7 protein-coding genes and 4 pseudogenes are annotated in these 24,545 nt (G+C 38.2%); 7 read left to right on the top strand and 4 right to left on the bottom strand.

From position 1 onward, the window contains the following. From RM347_RS32345 to RM347_RS32325, 5 genes and pseudogenes are all read left to right on the top strand, one after another. Positions 1 to 197: pseudogene (locus RM347_RS32345) on the top strand (hypothetical protein); the annotation flags it as partial. Between the two features lie 371 nt (positions 198 to 568). After that, entirely contained in the window at positions 569 to 2,587 is a 2,019-nt protein-coding gene (locus RM347_RS32340; protein WP_322719563.1) for an ABC transporter ATP-binding protein/permease, read from the top strand. A 347-nt stretch (positions 2,588 to 2,934) separates the two neighbouring features. Continuing rightward, positions 2,935 to 4,626 carry a GUN4 domain-containing protein gene (locus tag RM347_RS32335; protein ID WP_322719564.1) on the top strand — a complete coding sequence of 564 codons (1,692 nt, stop codon included), beginning with the start codon at positions 2,935 to 2,937 and terminating at the stop codon, positions 4,624 to 4,626. Between the two features lie 38 nt (positions 4,627 to 4,664). Next, positions 4,665 to 5,075, top strand: coding sequence for a hypothetical protein (locus RM347_RS32330; protein WP_322719565.1), 411 nt, complete (start codon positions 4,665 to 4,667; stop codon positions 5,073 to 5,075). 330 nt (positions 5,076 to 5,405) lie between these two features. Then, positions 5,406 to 6,126: pseudogene (locus RM347_RS32325) on the top strand (transposase); the annotation flags it as partial. Between the two features lie 180 nt (positions 6,127 to 6,306). Here the strand turns inward: RM347_RS32325 and RM347_RS32320 are convergent. The 4 genes from RM347_RS32320 to RM347_RS32305 form a co-directional block, all read right to left on the bottom strand. Next, positions 6,307 to 10,008: an AAA-like domain-containing protein gene (locus tag RM347_RS32320; RefSeq protein ID WP_322719566.1), complete on the bottom strand. Its 3,702-nt coding sequence runs from the start codon at positions 10,006 to 10,008 to the stop codon at positions 6,307 to 6,309. A 985-nt stretch (positions 10,009 to 10,993) separates the two neighbouring features. Further along, a complete protein-coding gene (locus RM347_RS32315; protein ID WP_322719567.1) occupies positions 10,994 to 12,409 on the bottom strand; it encodes an AAA-like domain-containing protein in 1,416 nt (471 codons plus the stop codon). A gap of 730 nt (positions 12,410 to 13,139) precedes the next feature. Next, entirely contained in the window at positions 13,140 to 14,315 is a 1,176-nt protein-coding gene (locus RM347_RS32310) for an AAA-like domain-containing protein (protein ID WP_428850654.1), read from the bottom strand. An 844-nt stretch (positions 14,316 to 15,159) separates the two neighbouring features. Continuing rightward, positions 15,160 to 15,339, bottom strand: a complete 180-nt coding sequence (locus RM347_RS32305) for a hypothetical protein (protein WP_322719569.1) — start codon at positions 15,337 to 15,339, stop codon at positions 15,160 to 15,162. Here RM347_RS32305 and RM347_RS32300 point away from each other — a divergent pair. Next, positions 15,271 to 15,594 (top strand): annotated as a pseudogene (locus tag RM347_RS32300) (IS982 family transposase); the annotation flags it as partial. The gene RM347_RS32305 and the pseudogene RM347_RS32300 sit on opposite strands and share 69 nt — an antisense overlap. Positions 15,595 to 16,336: 742 nt before the next feature. Then, positions 16,337 to 24,545, top strand: a pseudogene (locus tag RM347_RS32295) (amino acid adenylation domain-containing protein); the annotation flags it as partial.

Below are 24,545 nucleotides of genomic sequence, written 5' to 3'. Positions count from 1 at the left end.
TTCTCAAGCTCATCTATACAGAACGTAGCAAAACTGAATCTGTCAGATTTCTTCTCAAAGAAATTCAAGAATTGCCCATTTCAGATGAGTTAAAACTCAAACTGAAACATCATATTAGCCCAGTAGTCGTTACTGAGCCTGATCAAGGCCCTTTTCCGAGAACAGTCGAAATTGTTGATGACGAACCATTGACCTAGTACCGCAAAACGGAAGTCACGCATTCAAAAGTCAAAAGTCAAAAAGCTTAGAAGACAAGCTTTTGAACGATTTGAAATAGTTGCTTTATTGACGCCGTGCTGTACTAGTGCATTCGATTTGCTCCCCCCTAGGCCACGCCAGTTGCTACCCTGCCTTAATGCTTACAGCGTAGCTGGCTCCCCTTAAAAAGGGAGGACATTTAAGTCCTCCTTAGAAAGGGGAATTTAGGGGGATCTACAAATCTCGAATACAACACCATAAAAGTTTTCAGACATTCTCTAAAAGGAAAAATGGCCTCTGAGTCTAACTTAATTCTCAAAGGTCATTTCCAAATTCCTAGTGTAATTAGTAACGGCTACATTTTTAGAATATGCAAACTCCATCTGTGCGTGAGCAAAATACAATAAATCCTTTTTCAGCCTTAATTCAATTTTGGCAGGATGTGAAAGTAGTTGCCGGACCTTATTGGTATCCAACAAAAGCAGAAGGAAGAGCATTTTCAGATGTGATTCGCTCATGGGCAATGCTCATTGTCTTAGTATTATTAATAGTCGTAATTGTCGGTGCAAATGCTGCAAATAGTTACTGGAATCGCTATGTAATTGATATTGTTATTGAACAGAGAGACCTTGATAAATATAATAGTACTTTATGGCTGTCCAGTCTCATTATTGTCGGGATGGTCTTGTTAGTAACTCTTTTGAGATATATTAGAAAAAAAATAATTATTGACTGGTACAAATGGCTAAATATTCATGTTTTAGAAAAATATTTCAGCAATCAAGCTTATTATAAAATCAATTTTAAATCTGATATAGATAATCCAGATCAACGCTTATCCCAAGAGATAGAACCTATTACTAGTATTGGCTTAAGATTCTCATCTTCTTTACTAGAAAAATCTTTAGAAATGGGAAGCGCTTTGATAATTATTTGGATAGTTTCTTCACAAATCGCAATTTATTTAGTTATTTATACAATTATAGGTAATTTAATAGCTGTTTACTTTAATCAAGCAATAAATAAAATTAACCAAGAAGAAATTGCATTTAAAGCAGATTTTGCATATTGCTTAACTCATGTTCGTAATCACGCCGAATCAATCGCTTTTTTTCAGGGAGAAGATGAAGAATTCAATATAATTCAGCGGCGATTTAATAATGTTTTAAAAACTGCTGAACGCAGGCTGAATTTAGAGAGGGGACAAGACGCTTTTGGTAGAGCATATCAGTCTGCCATTAGTGTATTCTCGATGTTCATTCTTACACCTTTATTTCTTCAAGACCAAATTGATTATGGACAAATTAACCAAGCTAGTTTTGCTTGCTTTATGTTTTCTAGTGCTTTAGGAGAACTAATATCTGAGTTTGGAATTTCAGGACGATTTTCTAGCTATGTAAAGCGTTTAGCAGAGTTTTCAGATGCGCTACAGGCTGCTAGTAAACAACCAGAGAACGTAAATACTATTAAAATTATAGAAGAAGAACGTTTAGCTTTTGAGAATGTCACTTTACAAACGCCAAATTATGAACAGATAATCGTCGAAAACTTGTCACTAACTGTTCAGCCAGGTGAAGGGTTATTGATTGTTGGCCCTAGTGGTAGGGGTAAAAGTTCTTTGTTAAGAGCGATCGCTGGTTTATGGAATGCGGGAACTGGTCTTCTAGTGCGTCCTCCCCTAAAAGAAGTATTATTCTTACCCCAACGCCCTTATATCATTTTAGGGACTTTGCGCGAACAGTTGCTCTATCCTCACACAGACAGGAAAATGAGCGACAAAGAACTTGAACACATTTTGCAACAAGTTAACCTGCAACACTTACTTAGCCGCGTAGATGGCTTTGATACTGAAGTTCCTTGGGAAAATATATTGTCTTTAGGAGAACAACAACGCCTCGCTTTTGCGCGGCTATTAATTACACATCCTAGTTTCACTATTTTAGATGAAGCAACGAGTGCTTTAGATTTGAATAATGAAGGAAATTTATATCAACAGTTACAATCAACGAAAACAACTTTTATCAGCGTTGGTCATAGAGAAAGTTTATTTAATTATCATCAATGGGTGTTAGAGCTTTTACAAGAATCTAATTGGCAACTTGTTTCTATACAAGATTATCAATTGCAAAAAGGAATTGCTATTAAACCACTTGAAAAAGAGCAAATTACGATAGATATTTACCCGAAAAATGAATTCAAAATGAAACCAGAATCAGCAGCAAGCGCTACACTTATAGGACTTTCTCATAAAGAGCTTCAGACATTAACAGACTATTCTCTTACTACTATCAGAAGCAAGGCTAGTCAAGAAAAGTCTGTGACTACTAAGGATGGTGTAACCTACCGCTATAACAAAAACCCGGAGGTATTGAAATGGGTAATAGATTAAGCCTATATGTTTACTTAGCGGTTCCCTGGAAATTGGTTATTATATCGACAACAGGGATAGGCGTCTGAAGCTACGAAAGCTAGATTGGGCGTTATCTCAACCTAATGTGCAAAGCGTGACTGCTGGATGCGATCGCGATAATATAAGTTCAAAGCAAGTCTTAGAAAAAATCGGAATACAGCTTATAGAATCACCAGATAAAATGCTGGTATGGAAATTATGCAAAACAGCTAAGGTCAAGTAATTTTGTCTGCTTTAAAAAGGATATCTTGACTTAATGTAATCACAAAAATCTTAATTGAAATGAGTAAGAGTTTAGTAACTATTTGTATATTTAAAAACAAGCGATGCTGCTATCTATAAAGCAAAAACAATTAGTTACTTATGAATCTATTACGATTTATGAAAAACATTACAAATTTCCTACTTTAAAAAATCCCAAACTAAAAAAAGTTCAAAGAAAAATTAGAAAATGCCAAAGCTTAATTAAAGAAGGTACTAAATATCATTCTTATTTTTGGGGAGTAATTAAATGGAAAAAAGAAATTAGTCAAGGAGAAACTTTAGCAGAGGTTAAATTATTAATTAGAGATTATACTCAACTTCTTGATTTTTTAGAAAATTATAAAAATAGTTATCAAAGTTTTTTATTAAAATTTATAGATGACTGGAAAAATTTGTTTAACCAAAAATATGATGAAATTAGAAAAGTAAATGAAGAAAGAAATAAGCTAGAGATAAAGAATCATAAAAATTCTCAAATAATTGATAACTTAAAATGGGAAGAAGAAGAAAATTTAAAATCTATTTTGCTGTTAAGTAATACTAACTTTTTAATATTAGAAAAAATAAAGCTACTCAGTGAAGGAATTAAAAATTTAGCGGAAGATACCAAAAATCAAAAGCAAGCTATTCAGAAAATACTTAAAGATATAGAGGTGTATCAAGAAATTTATGAATACCAAGTTAGAGCTACAAAAATTCGTCAAGAAATCGCAAAAATAGCTGAAACAGCAATTAATCTAGAAAAGTCTCTACAAGATTACTTTAGTCCGTTTCAATCTTTAATAGATGATGTAGTAAAAGTAGATGCAGATTTTTACGCAATCGTAGGAGAAATTCAAAATTTAGCAAGTAGTACTTTAAATTCTCAAGTTAATCTACTAACGATACAAGATACTAGTACTATGTCTCACGACATTCTGAATTTATTAGTAGCAAGTTATGATAAAAAAGATAGACTCCAAGATGCTTTCTTCCAGTCAAAATTATTAGATTTGCAGGTTCAGGACTTTTATTTTAGTAAAGAGGAGATAACTTTAAATCAAGCGATTTACCTTATATCTAATTATATGTCTACTCAACTGGTTGCTCAAAAGAAAGTGCTAGGAATAGAAGAAACAGATATTGCTTCTGATTATTCTCAACTTTTTATCGAGAAAATAGAACTGCCGGAACAACCTAATAATGATAAGGATATTGAGTTTGTCACAGAATTTAAAAGTAATTGGAATATTGATTACACTAAATTGCAAAATCTTCTTACACAGTACAAGTGGCAAGAAGCTGATATTGAAACAGCTAAATTAATGCTACAAGTTATGGGCAAGAATGATTGGAATGAAGTTAATAAAGAAGATATTCTTAACTTTTCATGTCAAGCTTTTCATAAAATTGATCAACTTTGGCAACAATACAGTCATGGTTACTTTGGCTTTAGTGTTCAGCAAAGTATTTGGAACGAAATAGGCGGTCAAATAGATTATGAAACAGAAAAAAGACTTGGCGATCGCCTGGGTTGGCGAAAAGAGGGAAACTGGTTAAATTACGACCAACTAACTTTTAAATTATCCCCAACGACACCGATGGGACATCTGCCAGTTAAATGGTTACATTATGACCAAAATATATTAGACATACCTTCACATTCATCTACAGCTCCCTTGTCAATGGCAGCTTGGCGAGTTGGATCTTGGCTAGTATGGCAGATGCATTTATTTTTTACTCGTGCCAAAACTTGTCATGAAACTTTCTCATGAGTGAATCGCACATTATTTAATAATAGGAGAGAAAGCCAATGAATAATATGAATCTGTCTGATACACAAATAGAAATTTTACTTTTTGGAAAATGGCGTTTTAATACAAATTGGGAAAAAATTTCTATTGAACTTAAAGATGATATGACTTATGAGCAAACTAGAATTCAAACGTTTCTTTTTTCTAAACCCAGCGAATTGATCACGGGTAATAAATTTACTGGTGTATGGCACGTAAATGATAAAAGATTATGTTTAATTGTCAAAACTGTTCCTAAATCATTTTTCAATTTGCAATTACTGATATTATCTAAAGTATATTTGGCAGATATGATAGTTAGCGTCTGCTCTATATTTATAACAGAAAATTATGAAATTATTGAAATTAATAGCTCAAAGTTTATAATAAGCAATAAAAATCAGAGAATTGCTGGTATAAAAATCAATTAATATTTTTCCCCTTCTTGTAATGTTAACTTAAAAATCTAGGTAACATATTAAGTCTGTACAAATTCTACGTTCCCGTATTTTGGTAGTAGACTTCTTGAAATTAATTTATAAGATTAATTTGAATAATATTAATCTTATGCATAGAGAGGTTAGAAAATCTTAGAGCTTGCAAAATTTATTGTGCTAACCCAGTTTAGTGCCACTAGACTAACTAGAACTTGAATTTAACTCGTTTTTACCCAAAAGTGTTGAATGTTAAGAAAAATCCGATAAAAACAGCCCAAAATATGTTAAATTTTGGGCGGAAGATTAAAGTATATATATTTGATAGTGATTATAAATTCATTTCCCAAGATTGTCAAAGGTATCTTGAGAGGACTGCCAAAAAACGATTATCCAGTATTGAACAGTCGTCTGTTCTTTGAATGCTGGTTATCTTATGCTATGGATAACAGCTTAACAAGTATGCGAGATTTGTTTAACAGATTAAACAATACAGGATTTAAGGTAGATATTTCTACTTTCTCTAAAGCAAATTTACATCGAAGTCAAAAACCATTTCAAGAAATTTACCAAAAATTAAATGAATTAGTACAGAATAAAGTTCAAAAAAAAATGCACGATAAATATGCAATTTGTCCAATTGACTCAACAATTATCACTCTCACCAGTAAATTGTTATGGATACTAGGACACCATCAAGTCAAACTTTTTAGTCCCCTAAATCTAGCTACTGGAAGTCCATCAGATAACTTCATCAATTTTGGGCATGAGCATGATTATAAATTTGGTTATAAAATGATGTCTAGTTTACCAACAAATGCTGTTGGGGTAATGGATAGAGGTTTTGCAGGATTAAAATTCATCCAAGAATTAGTACAAGAAAACAAATACTTTGTTTTGCGGATTAAAAACAATTTCGTTACTAGAATTTGATGATGCAAGTGGATTAATCAAAGTAGGTGCATCTGATGATGCTCAAGCCTATAGAGTCATTAATTTCTGTGATGTAGAAACTAAAACTGAATTTCGCTTAGTTACTAATTTACCATTCAGCCTGAGTGTTCCGGTAAAGAATCTCTGCTGCTTCCAGCAAGCAGGCTTCTAGTCGTTGAGAGTCTTCAGGGGTCATAGTAGTTGCACTTGCTACTCAGATGGTGGCTTCGATGATGTTTTACTATTCGATTCATGGAGATGAGGAAGCGATCTCTATTTCTATTAAGAAATATTTCTAATAGTTCTGAGAGTGATTGCATGAGCGATCGCGCAGCGACTCCGCAGGAGTTTCGCCTTTTTCAAATGCTGTATTAGTTTTTAAATAATCCTGTACTAACTTGCAACCATAAGTCAGTGCATCTAGCTTGAGAATTCGCGGCAAGTTCCAAAGAATGAGCGTGTTGTCATCACCACCGGAAGCAAGGATTTTTCCATCGCGGCTGATTGCAATTTGCCTAATCGCTGCGGTATGGCCTCTCAGGGTAGTTAGTTCTGTACCATCAAGTTTCCAAAGCTTGACGGTTCCATCTCCACTTCCAGAAGCAAGCCTTTTACCGTCGGGACTAAACGCTACTCCCCAAATTGCAGCTGTGTGACCAATGAATGTTTGCAGCAACTTGCCTTCAAGTGTCCACAGCTTAATGGTATTGTCGCCACTTCCAGAAGCAACCATCTTACCGTCAGGACTAAAGGCGACTGTCCATACTGCCGCCGAATGTCCGACAAATGTGCTGAGTAACTTACCTTTTAGCGTCCATAGTTTAACAGTACCATCCTCACTAGCAGAAGCAATCAGTTGACTGTCAGGGCTAAATGCAACTTCCCATATTTCGGCTTGATGCCCTTTGAGAATCTGTAGCGTAGGTTGACCTACACGCCATATTTGAACATTATTGTCAGAATTAGGTATGGCGATCGCTCGACCATCGGGACTTAATAACGCTCCGGTGATTTTGCCATGAGGGTTTTTGTAACTAGCGATTAACGTACCATCTCGCCGCTTGAGTTGTACCGTATCATCTTCACTAGGAAGAGCAATTAACTTGTTATCCTCACTGAAAGAAACCTGGGAGACTGAGCCTTTTTGGGTCAAAGTTTTCTGTAATTTGCCTTGACGACTCCAAAATTTCACAGTATTTTCGTGGCTGGCTGTGGCGATGGTGGAACTGTCGGAGGCGATCGCTATTGACCAAATCCCGCCTTTATGAGCTATGGCACTCTTTTGGAATGGATTTTCACTCTGCCAAAGTCTCACAAGGTTTTCTGCACCTGCCGAAGCTATAAAGCTACCGTCAGGACTGAAAGTAACTCCCCAAACAGATGCACTATGTCCTCTGAGCGTTCTCTGTTCTATGCCATCAATGTCCCAAAGTTTTATAGTTTTGTCGAGACTAGCGGAGGCAATAGTCTGACCATTGGAACTAAACGCGACTCCCGAAACTCCCGCACTATGACCTTTGAGTGTTTTATAAAGACGATAACTACCATCTGTGCTGTCTCGCTGCCAAAGTTTGACAGTTGTATCTTCACTCACCGAAGCAATGGTCTTGCCGTCAGGGCTAAAAGCTATGCCCAGAACCCAAGATGTATGACCTTGGAGAGGTTGTAGAGTTTTGGCGTTCTGCCAGCCTGATGTGTCTCGTCTCCAGAGTTTTACTGTCCCGTCAAAACTCCCAGCAGCAATGATCTGGTTGTCAGGACTAAAAGCAACTTCCCGAAATCCCTTTGTGTAATTTTGAAATGTTCTTAGCAGTTGACCATCTCGCTGCCAGACTTTTACCGTTGTATCCCAACTTGCAGAGGCAATAGTTTGACCATCCCGACTAAATGCAATTCCCAAAACTGAAGCTGTATGAGCTTGGAATGTCTTATAAATGCGCCACGATGCGTTTTTAGGAGCGTGCTGCCAAAGTATAATAGAACCATCCTCACTCGCTGATGCAAGTATCTGACCGTCAGGACTAAATTTAACTGATTTAACTGCTCCCTGATGACCTTTGAGAGTAGCAATTTCTCGGCCATCACGTCGCCACAGTTTGATTGTTCTATCCATACTAGCTGAAGCAACCAGAGAACTGTCAGGGCTAATATCTACAGCCATTACAGCTGCGGTATGCCCCGAAAAACGGTTGTACTCATCTGCACCATAAACTGCTTGTTGCAGTGCATTCTCCACTTGAGGTGCAAAATTAGTATTTGATTTACCTAATTTTTGCAGTCTTTTTTTTGCTTTGATTGCTTCTATAAGTGCATCCAATCTGCGATTTGAAGCAAACAATCCAAGAGAGGAAGATACAAGCGCTCGAATTTCACTGTTTTTGGCTTGAGTTTCACTTTTGCGAGTCTGATGATACAAAATGAAAGTTCCTATCCCCAAATTACTAGAAACGAGCAACCCAATAGTTACTGCAACTAGTAGATATCTCTGCAATAAAGCTGTTTTTTTCTCTTGTGCTAGTCTTGCTTCTATCTCTAAAGCCGTTTTTTTCTCTTGTATGAGTCTTGCTTCTACTTCTTGAAGCCGTGCTGCCTCTAATGCCATTTGCACTTCACGCCTGTCGCATTCAACACTTGCGGCTAAAAATTGATAATCTAAATCGCTCAGACTCTTGCCCTGTACCCAATTTTGAGTATCTTTTAAAGCTTGTCCTCGCAACAGACGCGATTCATCTTTGTAATGCGATGCTACCCAAGCGTTGAATGTTTGCGAGTAGGGACGGAGATTATCTAGTTGTCTTAACACCCATTGGGCATTAAAAACATTTCGATAGATAGGATTTTTAATTTTGAGATAGCCGTTGTGTCTTTCTACTAAACCGGACAACAACAGTTGTGTCTGTTCTCGACTATCATCACTTGGAACAAAATGAAGATGCAAAGGGGAAAACTCTTCTCCCCCGCTCCCCTGCTCCCCCGCTCTCTGGCTCCCCTGCTCAAGATCCTCTTCTGCTTGTAATACCTGTTGATAAATACCCAACAACCGCCCTGCCTGTTGTTCGTCGAATAAGAGGCGATCGCGAATAGTACGCAAATGTTCGGGTTCGTCTTGTGACTGCCAATTTTGAATAATCTGCTTAAGCACTAATTGCTCTACCCACAATGCTTCTGTACCTGGAGGTAGGGTAATCTTTCCTGTAGTAGTTTCAAAGGCAACTTCAGTAATTAACTCACAGAGTTTTTGTGTCAGAAAAGGTTGTCCCTTTGTCCAATAAATCACCTCTTGTAGTATTGCTTGTGGTTGACTGACTACTTCTTCTAATCCCGGAAGCAAGGGCGTGGCTTCATGCAGATCAAAGCCCTGTAATTCAATTGCTTTACCAAGGTTAAAGGGCGTGCGGCGTTTATCAGCAATCAAGTCGGAGGGACTAGCTACACCAAATAGTGCAAATCCCAAGCGTTCAAAGTTTGAGTTATGTGGCCGTAGATTATAGCACTGACGAATCCAAGCAAAAAAGTCGTTAATTGGGAAATTTAAACTTAGCAAGCTATCAATCTCATCAATAAAGATGAAAATGCGTTTGGCTTTGCCATCTAAGAAAGAATCGCTTTTGAGATTTGGTAGTAAGATATCTTCAACAAATAGCTGTAGTTTTTGCACCGAGGAAATACCTGCTTGCATTTCCCACCAACGCTGAAAGTCAATTTGTGACGCTAATTTTAAGCTATATAATAAGCTGATAATAATGCCTTTATACCATTGATCTGGTGTAGTATCTTCAATACCCAAACGAGTCATATCTAAGTAAACACAGCTATGCCCTTCTTCCTTAAGACGATAACTTGTGCGTTGTAGTAACGATGACTTGCCCATCTGACGAGAGTTGAAGACATAACAGAAATTGCCAGCTTTCAAGCTGGCATAGAGTTGTTCATCTGCCTGACGGGTAACGTATGTGGGGTCGTCACTGCGGAGACTCCCCCCTACTTGATATCTCATATCTAAGTGCGATTATCAAATAAAAACATTAACATAATGACTAGTAATTTGTAGATAAATTATTAAAAGTAAATATTGTAATTCTTACAGCACAGCTTTATTTTAAGATTTAAGAATGAGGAAAAAATGATTTCAATTTACTCCTCACCTGGATTTTTCTACGTTAAAAAATCGGCGTGACCTTTTATGGGAATATCAGCAAGGCTATGGCGTAACTGCCGAGGATAGCACCCTTGTTTTAGAAGGGTTATTAGAAGCCAAAGTATCTCATGAAATTCTATTACCAAGTCTTCAGCGTTTAGTAGAACTATTTTTTGAAGATCGAAACCACCGTCTGGAGACATCCTGAAAAAGAGCGAAAACAAAAAAACACCCCAGGAAGAGGAATCAAATCATCCCAAGAGAAAACCTTAAATATTCAGATGAAATCAGAGCAGATGGTATATAAGGATTAACAGTCCACCCAAACTTCGCGGAAAGTCCTGTGGCTGGAAATCAGGAACACCACGACAACGTAGAATTCGCTATCCCGTCGTTAGAAAAACTACAACTAAGCCACGCAAGCAACAACCAGAATCTGCTTAAGATTGTCGATTTTTAATGTATGGATGTAGTCCACAAAGTAAAATTTCAGATGCAATTTATAAATGAAAGAATTATTGCCCAGGTTTATAATTACTATTTACCCATTAAATTCTTTCTATAATTGCTGATGTACTGCTATTGGTATCTAAGCATTTAAATATTCTCAGCTAAGAAGCGAAAATGCAAGGAAAGTTAAGGTAGTTAAGAAAGTTAGCAAAAAATTATTTTAAACTGAAAATAGATTATAGCTAAATATTTGATATCAAACAGCTATTAACTGCTCTTGTTGAAAACGCAGAACTAAAATTTTCTCGAATTTGATCCTGTACTACTGCGATGCCTAGGTTGGGCTGCGCCTACGCAGTACTTGATATTGAGTGAGTGCCTTATAGTTACTTTATCAAACAATTGTCGATAGCTGTTTTGCAAAATAGGCCTGGTAGAGTCCGTAACGGGGTAAGACGCGATCGCCCTCAAAGCGAATTAATCCCAAACCTTCAAGCTTATAAGTGTCAATAGGATTAAGAGAAATACCTTGCGTTGCTGCCAGAATTTCAGTATAAGTCTTTGCCAGTCTAGGATTTTCTTGCAGTTTGAGCCAGTGTCGCCATAAATGATCGCGGTAGATGCCACCATTGGCGATCGCTTCCTCTATTATTTCTTGCAGGGTCATTTCTTGAAACCTAAGATAGTACAAACTAATCTGAATTAGTGCTGGATGTCCCCCTACTAGTGACATTAGTTGGGCAAAATCTTTAGCTTTAAACGAGTCTAAACTATACCGCCTAGCTAAATCTTCTACTTGTGGTTGAGTAAAATCGTTCAGACGAATAGGTAGACCAATATTAAAAGGAGAGAGGTTAATATCCATAGAGATATAGTCTTCGGTTGAGTAAACCATTACTAACCTCAGCTTTTGCCAATTGGGATTGTGTCGTGCTTCCTCACACCATGACCTCAACAAAGCAAAAAACTCTTGACAAATGTGAGGATATTCAAAAAAACGGTCAATTTCATTCAACACTAAAACTACTGGGCTTTGACATTGCTCGAGCAAATAGTTTTCTAAATAGAAGCCGCTACTCAAGTTGTAACCAATTTCTTCATTCCACTTTTCCTTGAGGTTGGGGTCAATACCTAATTGAGTTGCAATTTTCCAGCAAAGACGACGCAACAGTTTATTTAAATCAGTTAAACACTCACTATCAAATTGGTAGCAATTCAGATTCACAGTCTGATACCCAAGTTTCTGTGCAAAGGCACAAAGCCGCAACACAAGAGAACTTTTACCCATCTGTTTGGGAGACCTAATCCGAATCACGCAGCCACTAGTAGTTATTTCTCGATAAACTTTTCTCTCTAGTGGAGGACGTTCAATATAAAAGTGAGAATCTAAAGGTACGGGGCCATCCGGGTATGACCAAAGATTTTCTATCTGTTCAGTTTGTGTATGATGCTCTTCGACAAATGAGGTTAATTCGGAACGTTGAGATAAATCTTCTTCTATATTTGTAGTAGACAATAACTTAGATGTTTCAGTCTCATTTACTTTGTTGACTATGGTGTAGTCTTCGCTATGTAATTCTAGATTAAAAGCGCTAAAGCAGAGTTTTATAGTTTTTTGATCTACACTTTCACTTAAAGACCATAATTTACTCAAAGTTCTAGTAGAAACATGAATGCGCGAGCTTATTTCTTCTAAACTCAAGTGTTCGCCTTTATTTTCTACTATCTCCACAGAAAGAATTGCTGATTGTAACCGTTTAATTCCTGTGGTAGTTAGTACAACTCCTCGTTTGCGTTTAGTTTTATACATTGCTGTTCCAGATATTTATTATAAATGAGTGTCACAAGCAATAATTTTTTCTATTTACATACTGAAAGTATAATCTCCTGTAGTAATTTTTGATACTCTTCAATTTCATTTTCTCTTAAATCCATTGGAACTCTAATAAGCTAAGTACATTATACTAGCTTGATAATAAACACTGACATCAATTATCTATTTTTCCTACTTTTCCTACCTTTCCTACTTTTTCACTCGGTGTTTTGATGGTAGTCTTGCAAAAACTCTCTGAAGAAATGAAGTCCTTGTATTTACCTGAATTTGTACAAATGTGATTGAATAAATAATGTAATATTTTTAGCTTGTATAATTTATGACTTTCTGTTGAGTGTAGCAAAAATATTATCGCTTTAGTAGAACTCTAAATACTAAGTATTGATAGTTGTGGAACTACTTGTAATCAAGACTTGGTTGAAAAATTGGCAGAAATTATGCACAAGCAAAGTCCAAAGATATACGAGTAGATGGTGTATAATTTAATAGTATAGGAATCCGATTTGATTTCTGAAAAAATTTAAGTATCTGTAGGGTGTGTTATCGGCGAGAGTACGGCACCAAAGCCTTCGGACGGTGCGTTAGCCAGAGGCATAAGGCACCCTACGTATATTTCAAAAATCAAATATGAGTCCTATATTTTATAATTTTTTATTAGACAAGCAATGCAGAACTTGCCTAACAGATGTATTCTGATTACTAGCTTCTACCAAGAAAAGGGAAGATTTTCTAACTGTCTTGATACCCATTGAGGAGTGAAAACACTCCGGTAAATCGGATTTTTAACTCTCAGATAGCCGTTATAATTTCCCACTAAACCAGATAGCAAGAGTTCTGTCTGTTCTTCACTATTATCGGCTGGTATCAAGTTCTCTATCGGGTTTCTATTCCTTAGTTTCTCTACTTGTAACACCTGTTGATAAATATTTAATAGCTTTCCTGCTTTGTGTTCGTCAAAAAGTAAGCGATCTCTTATGGTACGGAGATGTTCAGGTTCATCTTGGAATTCCCAATGTTGAATAATGCGCGATCGCACCAATTGTTCTACCCAATATCCTTCAGCACCGTTCGGTATGGTAATTGTTTCCTTATAACTTTCTAAGGCAACTTGCACAACTAACTGACAAAGCTTTTGGGTGAGAAACGGCTGTCCTCTTGTCCAATGAATAATATACTGCAATATTGCCTGTGGCTGGCTGACTACTTCTTCTAAACCTTCAAGCAGGGGCATAGCTTCATGTAATTGAAAGTCGCATAATTTAATTGCTTTACCAATGTTAAAGGGAGTTCGATGTCGATCAACAATTAGGTTAGATGGACTGGCTACACCAAATAAAGCAAAACCCAAGCGTTGAAAACTTGGGTTGTATGCTTGCTGCTCATAACAGTAACGAATCCAGATAAAAAAATTGTTAACTGGAAAATTTAAACTTAGCACACTATTAATATTATCAATAAAAATGAAAATGGAATTATTTTTAACTTCTTTCAGCAACACCTGTTCAACAAATTTATATAGTTTTTGTACAGGCTCAAGCTCTGATTGTTGCTTCCACCAATTTTCAAAGTTGATCTGCTCTGTCAGATTTAACTTGTGCAACAAGCTGATAATAATGCCCTTATACCATTGTATAGGTGTAATTTGATTAGTACCTAATAGGAATGAATTTAGATAAACACATATATAATTTTCTTTTTCTAACCGATGAATAGTCCGGTGTAGTAGAGATGATTTACCTGTTTGGTGGCAGTTGAAGACATAACAAAAATCTCCTGTCTTTAATCCAGTATAAAGTTGTTCGTCTGCTTGACGGACAATATATGTAGAGTTATCATAATTCAGGCTACCACCGACTTGATATCTCATAATCAAGTCAATCATTATAAACGAGGATGTTTCTACTTTTAGAAACGATAGTATTAACTATATATAATAATCTCATACTATTTAATTATGATTTCCATTATTTTTACTATTGTTTAAGTTTCACTTATTTTATATTTACTTGCATTCTCTAAGAGCGATCGCCCTGTTTCATCCCTCTTTCGGAAGTAGCTAATTTTCAATTTTTGTGCCATTGTCAATCTTTCTCAATTACAGCACTGACTCCCTCTTCATTGAGTTATTAATTTAACTTTGATATATTTAGGTTAAGATTTTTAGCGATGCAACATATAATTCCTCACTTAATTTATTTTTAATTAGCATGGTTCATCATTTTTCGCAACAGATTTGTAAAGATAAATAAAAACTGAATTCTTATATGAATAAAGCAAATTTCTTGGATAAAAAATTATGTGTTTTTAGATAACTAGAGACCGATCGCCCAAGAGATAGTGCAGTCAATCACTATATCATTTGCAGACTTATCTTCTCTTAGCTAAAAATAAAAATCAAGGAAAGTTAAGACATTTAAGTAAATTCTTGAGATAGTTAAGACAGGAATACTGCTCAGTTAAGGAAAAAAGTAGGCTCAAACCTTTGAAATATCCTTGTCTATAATGCCCAAAGAGCTTAAGCGAGCAATATTGGTTAAGCGAGTTAATAAAAAAGTAAGTTGTGTTTTGAACTAAAAAATTATTAAAATCATGATGCAACCATTCTAAATCAAGAAAATGCGATTGTTAACTGGTAATAAAAAGCCTGAACTTACTCAAATTTATAACTGGTCTTGAAATTTCCTTTTTGACGTTTTGCTTTAGTAACTATTACACTTTTTAATCCATTAGGTGATTTTAAAATTGAATCTCTCAGCTACAGGTTCATCGCTACCACCAGACAAACCAAGCTGTCGTGCTGGTGAGTACAGTCGGCGGCGTCGGTTTCTGTCCGCTGTATCCTTGCAGATAAAGGATTTATCGGCTGTGAATGGCAAAGCGATATCTTCAAAACTACGGGTAATCAAATTTTTACCCCAAAACGAGCTAATCAGCTTCAACAAGCGTTTGAGGGTTTATTAAATAGCCTGCGCGAGCGTGTTGAAGGTGTATTTAACGAGGTACAAAATACCGGACGCAATTTGGAACGTCTACTGAGGAAGAAAGTTGATGGTATCTGCGTCCATGTTGCCGCTAAAATGACCAGTCATACTCTGCGTATTTTTCTGCTTCAGCGTTTAGGCATTGATGTCCTTACTTTTGAACAGTATCCTGTGGCTTAATTCACATAAGGCGTATATTTTAAATATCTATGTGCTTAACTTTCTTAACTTTCCTAACTTTCTTAACTGTTTTCTTAAATATCTTCTTAAATGTCTTAACTGATCTTGCGTTTTATTTACAAAACTGGGATTATCTATCTGATATATCTACTGAATGATTAAAAATAAATTATGATGTTACTTACAAATTAATAATTTTAATTATAGGCGGTCTACTTTTATTACCTGATTGTTATCTAGCATTTTCCTGTTTCATTCCAGTCAATGATAGTTCACTTTACCTTATTAAGCGACAAGTGTATTAAGGCTATTCATAAAGAACGTAGCAAAACCGAATCTGTTCAAGTTCTCCTCAAATAAATTAAAAATTTACCGATTACAAAAGAGCAAAAAATCAAACTGAAAAAATGAATTTAGCGCAGAAAAGTTTACCGATACTCAAGATATTTAAATTTCAAAAAAAGTTTAAGTTTTCGATAAATAATTCTAATGGCTATTTGTTAGTTAATCTCAACTCAACTTGAGCATAATTATATTTAGCTAGTTTCACTCTCATAAGAGCGAAATATATCTTGGTACAAAAGCTAGATATTAGCCGAGAAAAACAGTTCTAATACTTCCAATGTAACAGTGGCAAAAAGAGTAAGTTCATCTAAACAAAGGTTTTTTTACTAGCAAATATTCTATTTGTGCATTATTTGTATTTTTATAACCAAGATTGTCAGGATTTTAAGGAGTTCTAATGGATAGAATTATAAAAACAAGTTCCCCACTCTCTTATGGCCAAGAAGCAATGTGGTTTATTTACCAAATTGCTCCAGAGAGCGTTGCTTATAATATATTTATTACCGCCAAAATTAATTCTTATCTAAATATCACTACTGTCAATCGTGTATGGGAAAAAATTATTGAACTTAATCCTATTCTCAAAACGAAATATACAAATTACAAAGGCAAACCTGTACAGGAAATCAACCAACAGCATAGTTTTGCTATTGAAGTAACAGATGCCAGTAATTGGAGTGAAGATTACTTAAAAGAAAAAATATTTACGATAACTGACCGCCCTTTTAACTTAGAAAAAGATCCAGTTTTGAGGGTTAATTTCTTTACTCTCTCAGAAAAAGAACACATTCTTTTGCTAACAATGCACCACATTGCAGGCGATATGTGGTCTTTTGATTTACTGCTGAGTGAATTTCAAGCTCTGTATACCAATGAAATCGAGCAAGTTAGTCAACAGCAAAAAGAGACAGCAGATTATTTAAGCGGAAATAAATCTTATCTACAGTTTATCCGTTGGCAGTCAGAAATACTATCGGGTTCCAAGGGAGAAAAACTTTGGCAATACTGGCAACAACAATTAGCCGGCGAATTGCCAATTTTGAATTTGCTTACAGACAAACCCCGCCCGGCCTTAAAGACTTATCAAGGGGCAGCACATATTTTAAAACTAGATGAACAGTTAATTCAAAAACTCAAGCATCTAGCTCTAGCTTCTGGAACAAGCCTTTATCAGATTCTATTAGCAGCATTTTACGTCCTACTTTACCGCTACACTAATCAAACAGACATCCTCATTGGCAGCCCGATGAGAGGTCGGGGAGGTGGAAAGTTTAAAGACACTGTTGGCTACTTCGTTAACCTGATGGTTTTACGAACTTCTGTACAAGAAAACGCCACATTCAAAGAATTTCTCGCTCAAATCAGCAAGACAGTTAGAGAAGCCCAAAGGCATCAAGATTACCCTTTTTCTCTGTTAGCAGAACAACTCCAGCCACAACGAGATCCCAGTCGTTCTCCTTTGTGTCAAGTTAGTTTCACTTGGCAAGTACAAGGTTGGTGTGAACCAACAGAGAATTCATTGCACAGTCAAGAACAAGTGCTTCAGATGGAGCCATACTTTGACGTAGGTGCTGGACAACGAGGTGCAGACTTTGATCTGAGTTTACTGGTGAAGGAAGCTAAGGGAATTTTCCAGCTATCCTGGCAATACAATACTGATTTGTTTGAGGCTACTACAATCACGCGCATGGCTCTTCATTTTGTGGCCTTGCTGGAAGGTATTGTAGCTAATCCTCAAGAGCAGATTTGGCAATTACCTCTGTTGACAGAAGTTGAGCAACAACAGTTATTGGTTGAGTGGAATGATACAGGGGTAGATTATCCCCAAGATAAATGTATTCATCAGTTCTTTGAGGAGCAGGTAGAGCGTACTCCTGATGCAGTGGCAGTTGTGTTTGAAAATGAACAACTCACTTACCAGCAGTTGAATTGTCGTGCTAACCAGTTGGCGCACTACCTGAAGTCTCTGGGCGTGGGAGCCGATGTGTTGGTAGGGTTATGTGTAGAGCGTTCTTTAGAAATGGTCGTGGGACTTTTAGGGATTCTCAAGGCGGGTGGGGCTTATGTGCCACTTGATCCTGAGTATCCCGAAGACCGCTTGCGCTTTATGTTAGAAGATGCTCAAGTTCTAGTGCTGCTGACACAACAGCAACTCTTGGAAAAGTTGCCTCAGCATCAAGGGCAGGTTGTATGTTTAGATACTGACTGGCAATTTATTTCTCAGTCCAGCCAGGATAATGCGATCGCACTTGTGCAAGCCACTAACTTAGCTTATGTGATTTACACCTCTGGTTCTACAGGCAAACCCAAAGGGGTCACGATCTCACATGGCGCGATCGCTAACCACTGCTGTATTATTCAACAGACTTATGAACTTGTACAGAGCGATCGCATACTCCAGTTTGCCTCAATCAACTTCGATGCCTCATTAGAACAGATATTTCCTACACTAATAGCTGGCGCAACCTTGGTACTTCGAGGCTCAGATGTATGGACTCCAACAAACTTCCAAAAAATAATTTTGGATTTTGGACTCACTGTTGTTAATCTTCCAACAGCCTATTGGCAGCAACTAGCTCAAGAGTCAGCCAAAACAAAAATATTAGATGATGCAAACAGCCAACTGAGACTTGTGATTGTTGGTGGAGACGTAATGTTGCCCGAACATGTAGCTCTTTGGCAACAAAGCCTAATGTCTGGTGTTCGTTTGCTCAACGCCTATGGCCCTACAGAAGCAACCATCACAGCAACCCTATTTGAAATTCCTTTCCAGTTTAGCAAAGACACCAATCTGAAAAAAGTTCCTATTGGTTGCCCTCTGGCTAACAAGACTGTATATATTTTAGACAAGCATTTACAACCTGTTCCCATTGGTGTGCCAGGAGAATTGCACATTGGCGGTGCGACATTAGCACAAGGCTACCTTAACCGTCCTGAATTAACCCAAGAGAAATTCATCCCCAATCCGTTTGAAGAGGCGGCGGTTCGGCTTTGCTCACCGGATAGAGGGAGTAGATTATATAAAACTGGGGATTTAGCCCGCTATTTACCCAATGGCAATATCGAATACTTGGGACGAATTGACAATCAAGTTAAAATCCGCGGCTTCCGTATTGAATTGGGCGAAATTGAAACAGTATTGAGCCAATATCCCTATATACAAGCATCTTGTGTCATCGCTCGTGAAGACATTCCTGGAAACAAAAGCCTAGTCGCCTACATTGTGTCTCAAAAAGAGCAGACACTTACAATTAGCGACCTCCGCTGCTTCTTAAAGGAAAAGTTACCAGAGTACATGGTGCCTTCTGCAATAGTCATCCTAGAAGCTCTACCATTTACCCCCAGCGGCAAAGTAGACCGCCGCGCCCTACCCACACCTGATTTACACAGCCAATTATCGGACAAATATGTAGCCCCACGTAGCCCAAATGAAGAACTACTAGCACAAATTTGGGCGCACGTCCTGAAAGTAGAGCAAGTAGGTATTAATGATAACTTTTTTGAACTAGGGGGACATTCGCTACTAGCAACGCAACTAGTTTCACGCATCCGCAACATCTTCAAAGTGGAGCTAGCATTGCGTGAGTTATTTGCTGCTCCAACTGTGGCCCAATTGGCGCATTTGATTGGGCAGTTACAGCAACAAAACTCAGAACAGTTTGCACCACCTATTTTACCAAGGGCAGAGAATGCAGAATTAGCACTGTCTTATGCTCAACAGCGTCTGTGGTTTTTAGACCAATTTGAGCCAGACAGTCCATTCTATAATATGCCCCTAGCTTTGCATTTAGCAGGAACTCTTAATGTTGCCGCATTAGAACAAAGCTTACAAGAAATAATTTTTCGCCACGAAGCCTTACGCACTAATTTCATTACAGTTGATGGAGAGCCAACACAAATCATTCAAACAGAAAGTAGTTGGACAGTATCTATTGTTGATTTGGAGCATTTATCTACAACTGAACGAGAAATCGCCACCCAGCAATTAGCGCAACAAGAAGCGATTCAACCCTTTAATTTAGCAACACAAGCATTAGTGAGAGCGACATTAGTAGTGCAGTCTGAGACAGAACACGTCTTATTACTGTGTATGCATCACATTGTTTCTGATGGCTGGTCAATGGGTGTGTTTGTTCAGGAATTAGTAGCACTGTACAATGCTTATTCTCAAGGTCAAACGTCACCATTAACGCCACTGCCGATTCAATATGCAGATTTCGCACTGTGGCAAAGACAGTGGTTGCAAGGGGAAGTACTACAAAGCCAATTGAGTTACTGGCAAAAACAATTGGCTTCAGCGCCAGCCTTATTGTCGCTACCCACAGACCGACCTAGACCGGCTGTGCAGACTTACAACGGGACACATCAATATTTTGCACTTTCTGAAGAACTAACTAGTAAGCTGACAAAACTGAGCCAAGAGCAAGGGGTAACTTTGTTTATGACTCTGTTGGCAGCTTATGATACCTTGATTTACCGCTACACAGGTACAGAAGACATTTTGGTGGGTTCGCCAATTGCAAACCGCGATCGCAGTGAAATAGAAGGGTTAATTGGCTTTTTTGTCAACACTTTAGTGATGCGGACTGATGTCTCAGGTAATCCTAGTTTTAGCGAATTACTAGGTCGTGTCCGCGACATGGCAATGCAGGCATACTCTCATCAGAATTTGCCTTTTGAAATGTTGGTAGAAGCATTGCAGCCAGAACGGGATCTCAGTTATACACCACTATTTCAGGTAATGTTTGTCCTTCAGAATGCGCCCATGTCTCAATTAGAACTGACTGGGTTAACTGTTAGGGAATTGCCAATAAAAGGTATAACTTCAAGGTTTGATTTAACTTTGATCATGCAGAACGCTGCCAATGGAATGGTAGGGTTGTGGGAATACAACACTGACTTGTTTGATAGTAGTACCATTGAGCGAATGACGAGTCATTTTGTGACATTGCTTGAAAGTATTATTGCTAACCCAGAACAGCAAATCTCACAATTGCCTCTACTGAGCGAAGTTGAGCAACAGCAGTTATTAGTTGACTGGAACGATACTCAGGCAGATTATCCACTACATAAGTGCATCCATCAGTTGTTTGAAGAGGAGGTGGAGCGTACACCCAATGCAGTGGCAGTGGAGTTTGAAAACCAACAACTTACCTACCATGAATTGAACTACCGCGCTAACCAGTTGGCGCATCACTTGCAATCTTTGGGTGTAGCAGCTGATGTCCTGGTCGGTCTTTGTGTAGAGCGTTCTTTAGAGATGGTGATCGGACTCTTGGGGATTCTGAAAGCGGGTGCTGCTTATGTGCCACTTGACCCAGAGTATCCGGCTGAACGTTTGAGCTTTATTTTAGAAGATACTCAAGCTTCAGTATTGCTAACCCAACAGTCACTTATTGACAGACTGCCCCCAAATCAAGCAAAGCTTGTTTGTTTGGATACTGACGCTGGACTAATTTCTCAGTGCAGTCAGGACAATCTTATCTCTGGTGTACAAGCGCATAACTTACTTTATATAATTTATACTTCTGGTTCTACAGGTCAACCCAAGGGTATAGCTATGACTCAGCTTGCCCTTTGCAATCATATCTTGTGGCATGGGGAAAATCTGAAAATTGCTCGTGGAGCAAAAACGCTGCAATTTGCTTCGATTAGCTTTGATGTTTCCTTCCAAGAAATCTTCACGACTTGGTGTTCGGGTGGCACATTGTTCTTAATTGGGGAAGAATTACGCCAAGATGCCTCAGCTTTGTTAGGTTTTCTCCAAGAAAAAGCAGTTGAGAGAATGTTTCTCGCCTTTGTTGGCTTACAGCAATTAGCTGAGGTTGCTGTAAGTAGTGAATTAGTGAATACTCATTTACGGGAAATCATTACTTCTGGGGAACAGTTGCAAATTACTCCCGCCATTTCTCAATGGTTTAGTAAACTAACTGATTGTACATTGCACAATCAGTATGGGCCATCAGAGAGTCATTTAGCTACCAGTTTTATTCTGAATAATTCAGTAGAAACTTGGCCGCTACTTCCTTATATTGGTCGTCCCATAGCCAATACACAAATTTACATCCTAGACAAGTTCTTACAGCCTGTACCCATTGGTGTACCAGGAGAATTGTATATAAGTGGTGTACTTTTAGCGCAAGGCTACTTCAACCGTACTGAGTTAACACAAGAGAAATTCATCCCCAACCCCTTTAGCGATGAGCCGGATTCCCGTCTTTATAAAACAGGGGACTTAGGACGCTATTTACCTGACGGTAACATCGAATCTTTAGGACGTATAGACAATCAAGTTAAAATTCGTGGTTTCCGCATCGAGTTGGGCGAAATTGAAGCAGTACTGAGTCAACTTGGTGATGTGCAGGCATCTTGTGCGATCGCCCGCGAAGATATTCCTGGTAACAAATATCTAGCCGCTTACGTTGTACCTCAAAAAGAGCAGACTTGTACTGAGCGAAGTCGAAGTACACTTACAGTAAGCGAAGTGCGTAACTTCCTAAAATCAAAGTTACCTGAGTATATGGTTCCAAGTGCAATAGTTATCCTAGAAGCCTTACCGCTTACCCCCAACGGGAAACTAGATCGCCGCGCCTTACCTGCACCTGATTTACACAGCCAATTATTGGACAAATATGTTGCCCCACGTAACCCAATCGAAGAAATACTGTCACTAATTTGGGCACAAGTCTTAAAAGTAGAGCTTGTGGGGATACATGACAACTTCTTTGAACTTGGGGGACACTCGCTACTAGCAACGCAACTGATCTCTCGCGTGCGTACCAGCTTGAAGGTAGAACTACCATTGCGTAGCTTATTTGCTGCGCCCACAGTTGCCCAATTATCACAACATATTCAGCGATCGCAGCAACAGGATTTAGAACTAACAGCACCACCCATCTTACCAAGACCAAAGAACGCAGAATTACCACTGTCTTATGCTCAACAGCGTTTATGGTTTTTAGACCAGTTAAACCCGAACAGTGGCTTCTACAACTTACTTATAGCTTTGCGTCTAGCCGGAACTCTGAATGTTGCTACCTTAGAACAAAGCTTAATTGAAATTCTTCATCGTCACGAAGCATTACGCACCAACTTTGCGATCGTTGATGGAAAACCTTCTCAAGTTATTCAAACACAAACGAATTGGACAGTATCAGTAGTTGATTTACAACATCTGCCAACAAGCGAACAAAAAATAGCTTCACAGCAATTAGCGCAACAACAAGCGATTCAGCCCTTTGAGTTGGCAACGCAACTATTAGTGAGGGTAACATTAGTAGTCCTGAATGAGACAGAACACTTGTTGTTAGTGTGTATGCACCACATTGTTAGTGATGGCTGGTCAATGGGTGTGTTTGTCCAAGAACTAGCAGCCCTATACAATGCTTATTCTCATGATCAGCCCACACCATTAGAGCCACTGCCGATTCAGTACGCAGATTTTGCACTGTGGCAGAGACAGTGGTTTCAAGGAGATGTACTGCAAAGTCAATTAAGTTATTGGCAAAAACAACTCAAAGATGCACCAGCTTTATTGTCGCTGCCCACAGACCGACCCAGACCAACTGTGCAGACTTTTGCCGGGGCATACCAACATTTTGCACTTTCTGAGGAACTAACTACTAAGCTGACACAACTTAGTCAGCAACAAGGTTGTACCCTCTTTATGACGCTGTTGGCAGCTTATGATACATTACTTTACCGCTACACAGGTGTAGCAGATATTCTGATTGGATCTCCTATTGCTAATCGGAATCGCGGTGAGATAGAAGGGTTAATTGGCTTTTTTGTCAACACCTTAGTGATGCGGACTGATTTATCAGGCAATCCTAGCTTTAGCGAATTACTCACTCGTGTTCGGGAAATGGCTCTAGGAGCTTATGCTCATCAAGACTTGCCCTTTGAAATGTTGGTGGAAGCATTGCAGCCAGAACGGAACTTAAGCCATACACCACTGTTTCAGGTAATGTTTGTCCTCCAAAATGTACCCATGTCTCAAGTAGACTTGACTGGGTTAACTGTCAATCCATTGCTAGTAGAAAGTGCAACTTCTAAGTTTGATTTAACTTTAGCAATGGAAAATACTGCGACTGGACTGGCGGGAGTGTTGGAGTACAATACCGACTTGTTTGATAGCAGCACCATTGAGCGGATGGCGGATCATTTTGTGACACTGCTTGAGGGAATTGTGGCAAATCCCCAAGAGCGAATTTCTCAATTGCCAATGCTGACAGCAGTTGAGCAACAGCAGTTATTAATTGACTGGAATGATACAGGAGTAGATTATCCTTCTGATAAATGTATCCATCAGTTGTTTGAGGAACAAGTAGAGCGTACCCCTGATGCCGTGGCGATAGTATTTGAAAACGAACAACTCACCTACTACGAGTTGAATTCTCGTGCAAACCAATTGGCGTATTACTTGCGATCTTTGGGCGTGAGAGCCAATGAGTTAGTAGGTATTTGCGTAGAGCGTTCTTTAGAAATGGTTGTAGGACTGTTGGGAATTCTCAAAGCAGGCGGTGCATATCTGCCACTTGACCCAGAATATCCAACTGAACGTTTGCACTTTATTCTTCAAGATGCTCAATTGAGAGTGCTGCTGA

It is taken from the genome of Nostoc sp. ChiQUE02, assembly GCF_034531305.2.
Taxonomy (GTDB): domain Bacteria; phylum Cyanobacteriota; class Cyanobacteriia; order Cyanobacteriales; family Nostocaceae; genus Nostoc.
Note: the sequence above shows the minus strand (reverse complement) of the source record. Positions and strands in the feature narration are given on the sequence as shown.